Source organism: Arsenicibacter sp. R0_47 (assembly GCF_057652235.1).
In genome coordinates this window covers 1-12,761 of record NZ_JBYFCJ010000060.1, presented here as the reverse complement: position 1 = coordinate 12,761, position 12,761 = coordinate 1, and the positions used below count along the sequence as shown (strand labels likewise).

General features: G+C 41.5%; 14 protein-coding genes. 8 read left to right on the top strand and 6 right to left on the bottom strand.

Annotation, left to right across the window (positions count from 1 at the left end; all coding sequences use genetic code 11):
• A partial coding sequence (locus AC23NW_RS35355; protein ID WP_487455340.1) for a DNA cytosine methyltransferase occupies window positions 1-156 on the top strand: 156 nt, incomplete at its 5' end.
• A gap of 243 nt (window positions 157-399) precedes the next feature.
• Here the strand turns inward: AC23NW_RS35355 and AC23NW_RS35350 are convergent.
• Complete coding sequence (locus tag AC23NW_RS35350) at window positions 400-687, bottom strand: hypothetical protein (protein WP_487455338.1); 288 nt, start codon at window positions 685-687, stop codon at window positions 400-402.
• Between the two features lie 181 nt (window positions 688-868).
• On the bottom strand, window positions 869-1,117 hold the full coding sequence (locus tag AC23NW_RS35345; protein WP_487455336.1) for a hypothetical protein: 249 nt from the start codon (window positions 1,115-1,117) through the stop codon (window positions 869-871).
• Between the two features lie 550 nt (window positions 1,118-1,667).
• Here AC23NW_RS35345 and AC23NW_RS35340 point away from each other — a divergent pair.
• On the top strand, window positions 1,668-2,606 hold the full coding sequence (locus tag AC23NW_RS35340) for a DUF4238 domain-containing protein (RefSeq protein WP_487455334.1): 939 nt from the start codon (window positions 1,668-1,670) through the stop codon (window positions 2,604-2,606).
• 419 nt (window positions 2,607-3,025) lie between these two features.
• On the opposite strand, the gene AC23NW_RS35335 is transcribed toward AC23NW_RS35340, so the two are convergent.
• Window positions 3,026-3,871: a hypothetical protein gene (locus AC23NW_RS35335; protein WP_487455332.1), complete on the bottom strand. Its 846-nt coding sequence runs from the start codon at window positions 3,869-3,871 to the stop codon at window positions 3,026-3,028.
• A gap of 198 nt (window positions 3,872-4,069) precedes the next feature.
• Here AC23NW_RS35335 and AC23NW_RS35330 point away from each other — a divergent pair, with 198 nt between their 5' ends.
• The 6 genes from AC23NW_RS35330 (at window position 4,070) to AC23NW_RS35305 (ending at window position 10,285) form a co-directional block, all read left to right on the top strand.
• On the top strand, window positions 4,070-4,606 hold the full coding sequence (locus AC23NW_RS35330) for a transposase (RefSeq protein WP_487455330.1): 537 nt from the start codon (window positions 4,070-4,072) through the stop codon (window positions 4,604-4,606).
• A gap of 227 nt (window positions 4,607-4,833) precedes the next feature.
• The gene (locus AC23NW_RS35325; protein WP_487455328.1) at window positions 4,834-5,148 is read left to right on the top strand and encodes a hypothetical protein; all 315 of its coding nucleotides are present in this window, start codon (window positions 4,834-4,836) and stop codon (window positions 5,146-5,148) included.
• A 192-nt stretch (window positions 5,149-5,340) separates the two neighbouring features.
• The gene (locus AC23NW_RS35320; protein ID WP_487455326.1) at window positions 5,341-6,861 is read left to right on the top strand and encodes an SAVED domain-containing protein; all 1,521 of its coding nucleotides are present in this window, start codon (window positions 5,341-5,343) and stop codon (window positions 6,859-6,861) included.
• 10 nt (window positions 6,862-6,871) lie between these two features.
• Window positions 6,872-8,029 (top strand): SMODS domain-containing nucleotidyltransferase, encoded by a 1,158-nt coding sequence (locus AC23NW_RS35315; RefSeq protein ID WP_487455324.1) that lies wholly within the window; start codon window positions 6,872-6,874, stop codon window positions 8,027-8,029.
• The gene (locus tag AC23NW_RS35310; RefSeq protein ID WP_487455323.1) at window positions 8,022-9,821 is read left to right on the top strand and encodes a ThiF family adenylyltransferase; all 1,800 of its coding nucleotides are present in this window, start codon (window positions 8,022-8,024) and stop codon (window positions 9,819-9,821) included. Before AC23NW_RS35315 ends, AC23NW_RS35310 begins: the two co-directional genes overlap by 8 nt.
• Window positions 9,818-10,285: a Mov34/MPN/PAD-1 family protein gene (locus AC23NW_RS35305; protein ID WP_487455321.1), complete on the top strand. Its 468-nt coding sequence runs from the start codon at window positions 9,818-9,820 to the stop codon at window positions 10,283-10,285. Before AC23NW_RS35310 ends, AC23NW_RS35305 begins: the two co-directional genes overlap by 4 nt.
• A gap of 144 nt (window positions 10,286-10,429) precedes the next feature.
• Here AC23NW_RS35305 and istB read toward each other — a convergent pair whose 3' ends face one another.
• The 3 genes from istB to AC23NW_RS35290 all read right to left on the bottom strand — a co-directional run bounded on the left by istB (window position 10,430) and on the right by AC23NW_RS35290 (window position 12,477).
• On the bottom strand, window positions 10,430-11,134 hold the full coding sequence (istB, locus tag AC23NW_RS35300; RefSeq protein ID WP_487455319.1) for an IS21-like element helper ATPase IstB: 705 nt from the start codon (window positions 11,132-11,134) through the stop codon (window positions 10,430-10,432).
• Between the two features lie 166 nt (window positions 11,135-11,300).
• Window positions 11,301-12,248, bottom strand: a complete 948-nt coding sequence (locus tag AC23NW_RS35295; protein WP_487455318.1) for a Mu transposase domain-containing protein — start codon at window positions 12,246-12,248, stop codon at window positions 11,301-11,303.
• Entirely contained in the window at window positions 12,223-12,477 is a 255-nt protein-coding gene (locus AC23NW_RS35290) for a hypothetical protein (protein ID WP_487455317.1), read from the bottom strand. The genes AC23NW_RS35295 and AC23NW_RS35290 overlap by 26 nt, the downstream gene beginning before the upstream one ends.
• Window positions 12,478-12,761 lie beyond the last annotated feature (284 nt).

The window sequence follows — 12,761 nt, the reverse complement described above, 5'->3', positions numbered from 1 at the left end:
CCCGACGACTTCCATATTAGTGGAAGCTGGACAGAGGGTATGCGTCAGATTGGGAACGCTGTTCCCGTAAAACTGGCTGAAGTAGTTGGGCTAAGTATACGTCGCCATCTAGAAGCATCAGGCCAGAACGCGCCAAGTCTGGAAGCTGTAGCCTAACAGTTCTGACTACTATTCAGGGGTAGTTAACACAAAACCGCCTTTTCCGCCACATAAAGTACTTAACCAACTTTATATCAATTATTTATGCGAGATTTTATGCTTTTAACGACCCTTTTCTGCGAATAGATTGATCCTCACGGCTACATAAGCGATAGCGCAGAAGTGAGACAAGTACAAAAATACCTGTCATTCATTTTAAAGCCCCGTATGGAGTAATTCTATACGGGGCTTTATTTTATTCTATACTGCAAAAAAATTGGCAATTAATTCTGCTTGCTCTTTGATATTACCCGCTACAGATGTGTGCTTATCAAAGCTACTGACGATTAAAAGAAGATATTCATCATTATCATCTTCGTTTTCTCCTAAAAAAAATAATTGCCCATTTGCTACTTCGATGTCTTTAGAGAGAAAAAACTCAACTAAGTTTAAGCCGCTAAGTCCGTCCTGTTTTTGAAGTAGTTGGTGTAGGGTAGGGTCTTGTACAAGACCGCCTTTGATGAAAAAAACTTTGGGATATACGCCCATTACAATTTAGTTTAAGTAGTATAAAGGCTACAAAATATATAACTGTATAATCATTTGATAGTCTCTTGCAAAAAGTATGGGATATAGTGCAGATGGTGCAGAAAACCTATGACACATTCGCTATTACGGAAGCTAAACGCACTCATAATGAGCAGCTTAAAAATGGCTTTCCAAAATTGTTTTAATTTAACAGCTTAAAATCATATGTTTGAAATTTTTCATGGCTGTCTTCATCCCATCGATTGTTTTTTTCGTCCCATCTGCTGACACATAAAAACCTTTTATCACGTCTTGGGAAGTCATCACCTTGATAGTTGGCACTTACAGTCGCATATCCTTCTTTAGGATCAGGCGAACCATAATGAATAAATTTCCATTTTGAATTATCAGAAAGACGTAATTGTACATCTCCTTTTTTTAAGTTTTCCATACTTATAGTGGATTATCTACTTTAAACTTAAATAAAGCTAAGATTAAATCCTGCCTGTTTTCATGTTATATTTTTTTAGAGATTGTTAAAAAACCAGTTTAAATTAAAAATAATTCTTTTACTTTGATCTATATCTAAAATTCCAACTACATTTTTAATAAGATTAATGTTTGTTGGATGAATGTTATTATAAAGCACTCTATAATATTTAATTGGTTTTACTAAAGATACAAACTTAATAAAGTCTGTTGTAACGTATTTTTGTTTTTTCCATGCAGTTACTTCCTTTATTTCAACCGCATACAAATTATTGTTATACAATAAAATTAGACATAGCTTTGTGTCTGATGTGCTTGATAGCAGAGTAGCTAATAGAAGTCGTTGGCTCATATTACAGGCCATGAAAACAAGCAGGATGGCAAAGAGCGGCTGTAAAGCCGTTGCTTTACAGCCATAAAGATAAGGCTTTTTCTGCTGAAGAACAGAAAATATTTTAATTTGTTATCTATTGGCGTCACTTCACATTATATATACGTATAATATATAATCTATGGAACAAGATACTATCACTAATATTAATCACTATAACCCTTGTTATTGGTCAGTCTATTGGAGTGATGAGTACATGAGAAATAAATTAAGCAGCCATGCTGATAATAAAAAAAGAGTACGTGATTATACTGTTTATCATATACCATTGAAGGCAAACAAAGTTATTCTCAATAAAGTTAGCAATATATTTTATCAAAAAAAAGTTGGTATTTCCTATTTAACAAAAACGGGTATTTTATCTTTTGCAAACAGAAATTTCGCAAAAGATAAAAATAAATTTGATCAATTAATAAACTCTGATTTAGGCTCTGGTCAGTACTTTTTTGATTTTGAAAATTTATTTACAAAGATTGAAAATTTAACTAAACCTGCTTTACAAAAAATAATCTATAAAGGTCAAATTAATAGTGAAATGGATAAGACACAGTTATCTTTATTTTTATTATTTCAATATTTAAGGCAGCCTAATATAATAAATAATTCCATTAAAAATATGGAATTGTTCGGTTACCAAAAATTTGAATTTTTCTTAAATTTAAAGAATATGCTTGCTAATCCAAACGTTTTATATGAATCTTTGATACCTATAATAATGTCTAGATGGAATGTATATATTAGTAAAAAATTTATATTTCCTTTGACGGATAACCCTTTAATATTTGATAATAATACTATAGCTATAGCGTTATCACCTCAAATTTTTTTGGAAATAGAAACTAACATTAAAGAGGATAAGAGACTGTGCGCAATAATGGGCGATCTGAGATTTAAGAAAAAAGAGAAATATAAAAGAATACTAATAAATCAGGCAAGTGTTGAAATGATATTTCCTACAAAGGATATAGCTATATCTTGGCTATCAGATCCATTATTAAAAGATAGAATTAATATTTTAAAAAGAGTACAAGATCGTCAATCTAAAAATACTAGCTATTAGTATTTTTAGATTGACGATCTTGTAAATTAATAAGTATATTAGAAATTGAAATAACTGCATTTAAAATAGTCGCTATTGCTTCAAGTGTTGTAATTAAAAACATAATTTTAGTGCGAGTTTTTTTTAAGGTTCCTACATAATTAATTATTTTTAGGAATCTAAAATAGACAAAAATATATAACCATAATAAGAATTTATCCAATTATATAAAGTATTCTTATTGAATAGGAGTATTCTGTGTATGATAAGCTTATAACCAATATTTTAACGCGATAAGCTCCAGTAATTTTGAGCTTATGTGTCAATGAGGAAATGAAAAATAATAAGGGGCTCAGTCGGGCCTACTTGCGAATTTTTAAGTACTCTACTGAAAGTTGGAAGTTATGGCAAGGGGATTGCGATTATTAATTTGGTTGATGTTAATTCTGGTCATTTAGTTGATTTGTTATTATATCAACCACACATTCAGAATTAGAAGGTGTTTCAACTAAACTACATTCTGCTAATAAAGCTTTAACTATAGAATTATAGCACTGCTCATTATCATATACCTCTCTTGATATGTGTTCACATACAACATAGCTTGATCCACAAATATTACAGATAGATTTTGTTGCTATGCCTGCGGCACTAAAGCCTTTAAGCTTTTTTGACATTACATCTTTGAAAGTTTGTTCATCAGTAATGATACTTTTATCAATATGCATACCTGTTTCATCTAAAGACATTTTAGCCCAACCAACTATGTTAGGGTTATGCTCCCTATAAATTGGGGTTGGTAAATCTTCATAGACAGATTTTTGAAGAAATGACTGCTTATATGACTTTTGAAGGTTTTCGACTTCAATAAGTTTTGTAGCTGCTTCTTCAGGTGAAACAATATTACCATTTAAATTATACATGTTACCACTGAAGTTTTCTATACAGATGATGTTCTTAGCGGTTTTGTCTGGAATGGGCTTAGACTTATCACCACCAAAGAACGTTTTAATATACCACCCTGCAATTCCTGATAAGACGATTTCTTTAGGGAGTTCTTGCCAAATATTTAAAATGAATGGCCAAACAAAATCAAATACACTTTGGTATCCTTTTCTGAATATGTAATCAACCGGCCTAGAATCATTAGGTAGAATATTGATTTTAAATCCCTGCCGCTTTAATTCTTTGATTAAATGAATCTCCGCTGCTGTTAATACCTTCCTATTAGGAAATTTATATTCGTATGGATTAAAGGATTTGACAGTAATAATTTTCTCTTCCAATTGAATTTAAGTTTAATAGTGAACTGAATTAACTCAGTGCTGGACATTGAGGTCGAAAAATAGCAAAAGTGAGGTCAAAGTGCGTGCTTTGTAACGTGACTCACATTGCCCGACTTCGTACCTCACTTTTGGACAAATCTAATGAATTTGCCCCAAATCTACCAGCCGCCTTACTGAATAACCTGTTGGTTGTAGGTTGTGCCATTCTACTTAAAGAGACCGTCAACTGGCACGCCAGCCCGGTTAAACAAGCTCAAAAATCAGGTAGGGTTGCTTTTAGGCAATAATCAGACTAAAGCCAGTTCCCATTACAAGCGGCTAACTCGCTTTTTCAATGAGAAAATCGCTCAGCAATGGTTGTGGAAAGGATTGATTATATGGCTTTTAGCTTACATACAGCGCTGGGATGGCCGTTCCCAGAACCGTTATTTAACGCTGGATGGAACATCCTGGCAATTCGGTACGTATCAGATACACCTGCTGGTGCTATGCTTAGTGTACCGGGGTGTAAGTCTGCCATTATTGTGGTGTAACTTAGCCAAAAAAGGACACTCGTCCCAGCAGGAACGTAAACGTTTGTTACAACAGGCCATGAAGCTTTATAAGCTGGAAGGCTTTTGTTTATTGGCAGATCGTGAATATGAAGGCAGAGACTGGTTTACGTTTTTGACTGACCATAAGATCAGTTTCATTATCCGGTTACCTAAATCATCCTACAAGGCAGAGATAATATAATTCATTGCTGAAGCGTGCGATGAAAGGTCGCAGAGTTAGTCAATGGTTTATGCTGGATGGAACTCGTTATCAGTTTGTTGCTCTTGCACACCAGGATGGTCCCCTTAGTGCAGATCCACTGGTGTTGATGATAACCAATCTGCAGTGGTCCAGACAAATTATCGCCGAACGATACAGAATACGCTGGACGACAGACCGGGCGGCCGGCGCCGTGCTTTTTTAAGCATTTGAAAAGCAACGGTTTCGATCTGGAAGAGTTGGGGTTTCAATCTCCTAAAAAAATCCGGTTGTTAGTAAGCATTGTTGTTACTCTATATGTCATTTGTGTAGCTGAAGGCTTGCGTCAATTCCATCGTATTCAGGCAAAGAAAAATACGCTGTATGGACCATTACAACTCAGGGAGTCCGTTTTTCGCAAGGGTTATTCAATCGTTGTCAATGAACTGAGCAGTATTGCACATTTTATAGACTGGCTGTTGAGTCAGCTTAAGAAACCGCTCAAAGTCCCGATCCGTCTGTTTTTCTTTCATGTCCAGCACTAAGAAGCAGCATAATGCCGCTAAGAAATTGGGTTGGTAATCAATAAACTAAATCCATTTCACTTTAATCGTATATATGTACCTGTTAGCTTATTAGGTAATTTGGGCGAAAATGCGTAAATTATTGCGTGAAAGTGCTCAATTAGAGCTTGATATAAAGCAGTACTTTAAATTGCGTAATTAGTGGGAAGGAATGTGATTGCCCGGCAGGATGGTGATGATTATCAGGCAAAGTTTTTTTGGTTAAAGGCATGTGGGTTGAATCAGGCTCATACCCGGGTTAAAAAGGTAGCCTGGGAAATGGACACCACTTTTGGCTTTGATGATGTTGTGGTTTATTACGAACCGGACATTCTTGAATCAGGTACCTATGTAAGAGAAGAATATTTTCAGGTTAAATTTCATGTTGATCACGACCGAGGCTTTACCTGGCAGGCGCTTATGGAGCCTGAATTTATTGGTGCTCAGAAAGAATCATTGCTGCAAAGGCTTTACCGAAACTACCTGAAAGATCCGGTTAGATTTGCCAGTTGCCGGTATTACATCATTAACACCTGGGGGATTGATCACAGCAACGAACTTAAAAACCTGCTCAGTAATATTGGGTCTATTCGACTTCAGGTCCTATTTCAACGAGGTGAGCAGTCAAGATTTGGTAAAATTCGTAAGCAGTGGAAAGAACACCTGGGCATAAAAAGCGACTATGAATTAAGCGCTCTTTTAGCGTCATTACGCATCAAACACAGTTATGATGATGAACAACGCCTGAAAGAGAATCTAAACAATAGTCTATTACTGTCTGGTTTAAAGCCCATTCCCTCCGATCAACAGGCCAGTAAATACGGGGACTTAATTCAAAAACTCCATAAAGCCGGTAAAAACAGTTTCACTAAAGAAGAGATTATTGACATCTGTAGACAGGAAGAGCTTTTAGCTGAGCAGCAGGAAGCCAAGGAGGAAAATGCATTTGTCATTGGTGTCCGAAGTTTTCAACGGGGAGCCGAGACCCTGGAGCTGGAAGTAGATTCTATTGCCTGTTTTCTCCACTGTTTTTCCAACCGGTTTCTTCTAGAGGAGTATGCTGGCATGGAATACATTAACCTTGAATTAGCCCGCCTTGCCAATGAAGCCATTGCGTCAAAAAAAAGAATACTTGTTCATCTGGATACCCATTTATCTATAGCATTGATGCTGGGTTACCACCTGGATAGTAAATATGGTGGGCTGGACATAACAATTATTCAAAAGACGTTTGCTGGAAAACTCCAGTGGCGAGCGGATGCTGAACGAATACGCACGTATCAAGAACCACTATGGACAATTGAAGAAGAACAGTTTGCTGTCGACGGAGCAGATCTTGCCCTGTCAATCAGTATTACTCACGATATACGAAGCGATGTAAATACCCACATCCTGGAAGGACTTCCCAGTGTCAGAAAGGTCATTCATGGGGTGATTAGCCCCAAAGTTGGATCGACTTCTATTAAGGATGCCAGCCATATCGTAGCCACTGTTGAAGAATTAATCAGGGTTATACGATCTCAAAAACGTCAGGTTGCTTCCGCAGGTCGCATTCACTTATTTCTGGCCGCCCCTAACGCATTCGCTTTTTATTTAGGCCAGCGGATCAAGCCGTTGGGTCAGGTCAAGTTATATGAATTTGATTTTGAGAATCAACGAGACGGTGGTTACCACGCCATAATTACAATACCATAATCGTAAACTAATGAAAATAGACGCTTATTTCAATGACTTTTTATGTGACATCCGGCTTACGGCATCACAAAAAGATGACCTTATCAAGGGTCACAAGACACTACGTGACCGTTTAAAGGCAGATGAAACGTTAAAGTCAATCATCGTCTCTACCTTTCTTCAGGGAAGCTATCGGAGAGCAACGGCCGTCAGGCCCCTTAACGGAAAACGGGCGGACGTAGACATAATCGTAGTGACAAATCTTGATCGTCAATCGCTTACCCCACAAGAAGCTATTGATGAATTTGTACCTTTTGTCGATAAGCACTATAAAGGGAAATACGAAATACAAGGGCGGTCAATCGGTATTGAACTGTCTTACGTCGATTTGGACATTGTCATTACCTCAGCCCCGTCAGAAGTGGATACGGCAGCGTTGCAATCCCGAAGTGTTACGAGCGACTTAATGCTGGAAGACTTTGCCAGCAATTATGAATGGCGGTTGTCAAAGAGCTGGTCTGAACCTGATTTGCAACGAGGATATGCAAGCCTGTCAGCAGCTGTCCAGGCCGAAGCCGAATGGAAAACAAGCCCACTTTGGATACCGGACCGGGACGCTGAAGAATGGGTCGAAACTCATCCGCTGGAACAAATTCGTTGGACACGGGACAAGAATAAAAATACAAACCGGCATTATGTGAATGTCGTAAAGGCACTCAAGTGGTGGCGTACCTTGAGGCTTACCAATTTAAAATATCCGAAAGGCTATCCCATCGAGCATATGATCGGAGACTGCTGCCCTGACAATATTGCTTCGGTAGCGGAGGGCGTTTGCAAAACGCTGGAAGCCATTGTTAGCCGATATCAAACGGACCGTCTATTGAATCGGACTCCCAGTTTACCCGATCGAGGTGTACCCTCACACAATGTCTGGAAACGGGTGTCGGCAGCGGATTTTGCCAGTTATTATGACTCGGTGAAAACCTATTCAAAAATAGCCCGAGAGGCGTTCGATGCCGCTAAGCTCAAAACACAGGTAGATAAATGGCGTGAATTGTTCGGCGATAAATTTCCGCCCTATGAAGGCGATGATGATGACGATAGCCAGAATCAGAGCCCTATTTTACCGCTTGGCGGATTTTCGGTGAGGAAAGAAAATTCAGACGTAGATCGGAAACGATTTGGCTAAAAAAGAGCTTACCAACGAATTAAGAGCGGCTCGGCGTATTCTGGAGGGGATACGTGGTTATGAGCGAGTAAATGATTATTACTGGGATGATCAACTCAATCAATGGGTATTGCAGGTACGTTTACGCATCGATGTCCCGGGAAGTGATTATGTGCCAGTCGTGACCGAATGGTATATCCTAATTGACCCGCAATACCCACTAGGCCAGATCGCTTTTAAGCCAGCGACACATGGAGGCATAAAACACACTTTTCAGCACCAGAATTACAACTGGCTTCGCGATAACGCACAGTGGCGGGAGGGCAAACTATGTTTAGATACTAGTCAAGGGAGTTGGGGCAGAAAAAAGTACTCGACTGAACCCGTTGATGCTCGTAATCGCTTAAAATGGCATGTTGAACGCTGTCTGATCTGGCTTGTCGCAGCCGCTACGAATACACTTGTTGAACGTGATGACCCCTACGAATTCCCAGATTTTCCGTCGACAACGGCCTTTCGACTTGTTTTTAATGAAGATAGCTCATCGTTTGCACATTGGCAGCGTGAACGTAGGAAAAGCGGTTTGTTTGTTTATCGCTCACTAGGCCCTCAGCCAGCAGTATACCCAATTCACCGATTTGACATTTTCTCAGAAGAGACAGCTCCCCTCGCTTGGGGAACGTACGTTACGAAACGAAACAAACAAGAAAGAATGGGCATCTGGTTGATGCTCAATCAAATTCCTGTCCAGAAACCTTGGCAAATCCCCCCCACATTTAAGGAGCTTTTCTTCGTCTGCCAAGACCAGGGAGTCGATCTGGTTCAACCAATAGTCAATGCCCTCTCGAAGTTGCAACACCAAGATAAACATGCAAGTATTGTAACGTTGGGTTTCCCGGTACCTAATCGGATTGGATTCCCTAATGAGTTGATACACTGGTTTGCTTTCGAACTAGTGTTACCTAAGCTAAGAGGGCACAGGAATAATGAACTAGGCTGGAAACAACAGCTTACCGTACTATTTGCCAGTTCCAACAAAATTAATTGGATAAAAACTGAAAACTGGAATTCAACTCAATTGACCAATCGTGGACGAGTCTCGGAAGTGTTTACTACAAGTCGAATATTGTTTGTAGGGGCCGGTGCAGTAGGTTCCGTATTTGCGGAATTATTCGGACGCCTTGGCTGTAGTAAACTTACCTTTGTAGATCATGATAAGGTTCAGGCAGGGAATCTTTCCCGGCATACATTAACCTTGAATGACGTAGGAAGAAATAAAGCAGAAGCCCTCAGTGATCGCTTGAATTCCCTATTCCCCTTTCATACATGCACGTTTAGAAAAAAAAGTCTGGAAGCTATTCTACATAGGGAACCTGCCTTTCTCGATGGTTTTGATGTGGTAATTGATGCAACCGCTGAAGATTCGGTCATTCAATTGATTAGTCAAAATCTTTCTAATAAGACAGCCCACTTTTTTTCTGTTTCAACGGGGCTCAATGCCGATCGCCTGTATTGTTATATGTGTCCAGCATCAGGGTTTATCAATCTTCAACATGATTTTAAAGCGAAAACAGATCCATGGCTCCAGCAGGAAACTATCGATACAGGTGAAACGCCAGAAATTATTGAAGGTATAGGTTGTTGGCATCCATTATTTCCAGCCCGAATCGATGATATTCAAATGCTGGCAGGAGCAACATTTAAAATTATAGAACGACAAATTATCCAACCGAAAGCGGGGTATCTTGCGATTGCTGAAAAGCAATACGAGGATGGGGTGTTTACAGGAGTCACTATCAACTATGCAGAATGAGTGTTTTTAGATCATTGAATAGCAAGTTTGCGGTTGAGATCACATCCGATATTCACGCAGGTGTTGAGACATTGGCAATAGCTGCTGGTCGGAAAGAAACGGGTGGAATTCTGATTGGTCAGTACAAACTGAATCAGAGCCTTGCGATGATCACTGAAATTACCAGTTCGCCACCAGACTCCAAAAAAGGGTTTACCTGCTTTACGCGTGGGACAATGGGGTTAAAGGAACTTCTCCATCACAACTGGGTTAACGGACGTTATTATATCGGCGAATGGCACTTTCACCCGTATGCTTCCCCAACGCCAAGTCGTCAGGATATAAAAGAGATGAAATCCATCGCTACATCAAAACTATACAAGTGCCCAGAACCAATCCTGCTGATCATAGGTGGATCTCCCGGTCATTTCACATGGCGAGTATTTGTTTCACTGGGTGAAAACAATCTAATTGAACTGTATTAATACAGTAAAAGCTAAAAATTGCCACATCAAGAAAGAGGGTTTGTAAAATTGAGGTAGTGCATTTGTAGGGATGCACTTAGTGGATTTATATAGTGTACCCCATTCTCTGTATATATTCCGGCAATCGAAGGCCACGCATTCCGGCTATATCAGGCCACTGTGGATAAGTGCAAAAGGAAGGATACAAAGGTAAGCGCTAAACTGATTTTTCTTTCCGCGCGGCGGCCGCCCTTTTGTTTGTTTTCGCTGAGATTCACCCTTCAACTCAATCCGATGCGCCTGATGTAATAGCCGGTCCAGGAAGGCATCAGCGATCGTTGGTTCTGCCAGATAGTCATACCATTGGGCAACAGGAAGTTGGGACGTTATGATTGTAGAGTGGCGACCATATCGGTCCTCCATAATCTGTAACAGAGCCAGTTTAGCCTCCATGTCCAGCGGAGCCAGCCCCCAGTCATCCAGGATTAGTACATGCAACCGCTCCAGACGAGCCAACTCCTTGACAAACGAACCGTCGGCACGGGCCAGATGCAGTGTTTGAATCAGTTTTGGTAAGGCGAAGTAGCCCACCCTGAACCCTTTCAGACAGGCCTGATAGCCAAAAGCAGTCGCCAGATAGCTCTTGCCACAGCCCGTTGCACCGGTTAGCAATAGATTTTCGCCCCTCTGTACGAATGACAGATCGGCCAGTCTTATGATCAGACTCTTATCAAGCTGTCGTTCCGGTGTATAGCGGATGGCGCCGGCCACCCGGTTCTTCGAGTGAAGCCTGGTACCGGAAACGGGCCTGCTGTACAGCCAGTTGCGTGCGCCGATGGTGACGATACTGCGCCGGCAGCCCGGTCCCACTCGGCATCCAGCAGGCGTGCCAGTAACTCCTCCTGCGGAGGCCATTGATGGACCGGTAGTCCGGTCAGCGTTTGCCACAGGGTTGCCATCCCGGTGAGTTTGAGCGCATTCAAGCGGTCTAGTGTTGCCTGATTATTCACGTTTGGTCGTTGGTTTGATGGTTAACTTATTGATATGCAACCGCTCCCCGTATGTTCTCGTGAGTTGGTATTGTCGTTGTCACAGCTTGTGGCAAGGGGAGCCGGTCAAGTTCATTGTCCAGGATGCCACGGATGATTTTGTAGGATACACTGCCAAAGTACAGCGCCCGTTCACAGGCTTTTTCCAGCCGGTCAGGTTCTGCCTTTTTCACCAGGGACAGAATACCGGCACAGGAACGGTAGACTTGTTGGGGATAGGCATTCACAGGAGCATCCAGCCGTTTAAGTACCTGCTCAATTGCCTTGATCAGCCACGGGCCGGCTTCCCGTGCCTGCTGGCGGAAAAAGTCGGCAGACCACTCGCGGACCCATTGCTGCTGAGCAGGAAGATGAGCAGGCAGGGTCGAATAGCCGTGAGCCAGACGGCAGCGTGCATGAAACGCAATCCGTTCATGCTGGTAATAGATCTCAACGGTATGATGGGTGTACACCAGCTTAACCTGCTGGCCAACAAACCGGTAAGGTACACTATAGTAGCGTTTGTCGGGTTGTAGCAGCACATGACAGTTGAACTGAACTTTGGCCAGCCGGTACTCCTTCAGTTCGTACCCCCCGATCGGCAGCGGTCGTAACTGAGCAGCCTCTAAGGTCTCGAATCGTTGTCGGCGGCTGTAGGTTTTTCCTTGAAACTGCTGTTGATTATGGGTCTCAACCAGGAGCATAATCTGCTGATTAAGCTCCTGTAAGTTGTGGAACGGCCTATCCTGAAGCGCGGAGTACACCCGCTGATAGAGGATGTTCACTGCCCCTTCTACTAAAGCCTTATCACGGGGCTTGCGGCTGCGGGCCGGATAGATGCATGTACCGTAGTGAGCCGCAAAATCCTCAATCGTCTCATTCAGTTCCGGCTCATAGCGGTTGGCAGTTTGTACGGCAGCCTTCAGATTATCAGGCGGTCGGCCGCTGCCGCACAACAGCGGCCGGTACTCCTCCCATAAAAGTTAGTGCATTACCTAGTCCCGCCAGAAAGTCTTCTTTCCGCTGACTGTTCATGGCCATGGCATACGTCAGCTGGCTGCACCCTAATAGGGCGACGAAAAACTCATAGGTAACCGGCTGTTCAGTGGTCGTATCAATCACTGTCAGCTTCTTACCGGCAAAGTCAACAAAAAGCTTGTCACCGGCTTTATGCTCGATGTGCATCACTGTTCGCTGAGTCTGACTCCACTGTTTATAGCGCAGACAAAACTGTGCGGTCCGCCGCTCATATCTTTGATTTGACTTGAGGTTGTCAGAAAAAGTACAATTTTGAGGTAGTTGTTTGACAGGGGTAGGCAGCAGTCTGGGTTTCGCCGTTGACACGCCCAATGGAGGTGATGTTGGACCGCTGGTCTATCTGCCTACCCTGTTTTGAGGTTTTTCTTACAAATGTCCGGAAAACGGCGTTAGTAAACTACGCTTTTAGTTTTGAGGCATAATTTATACAC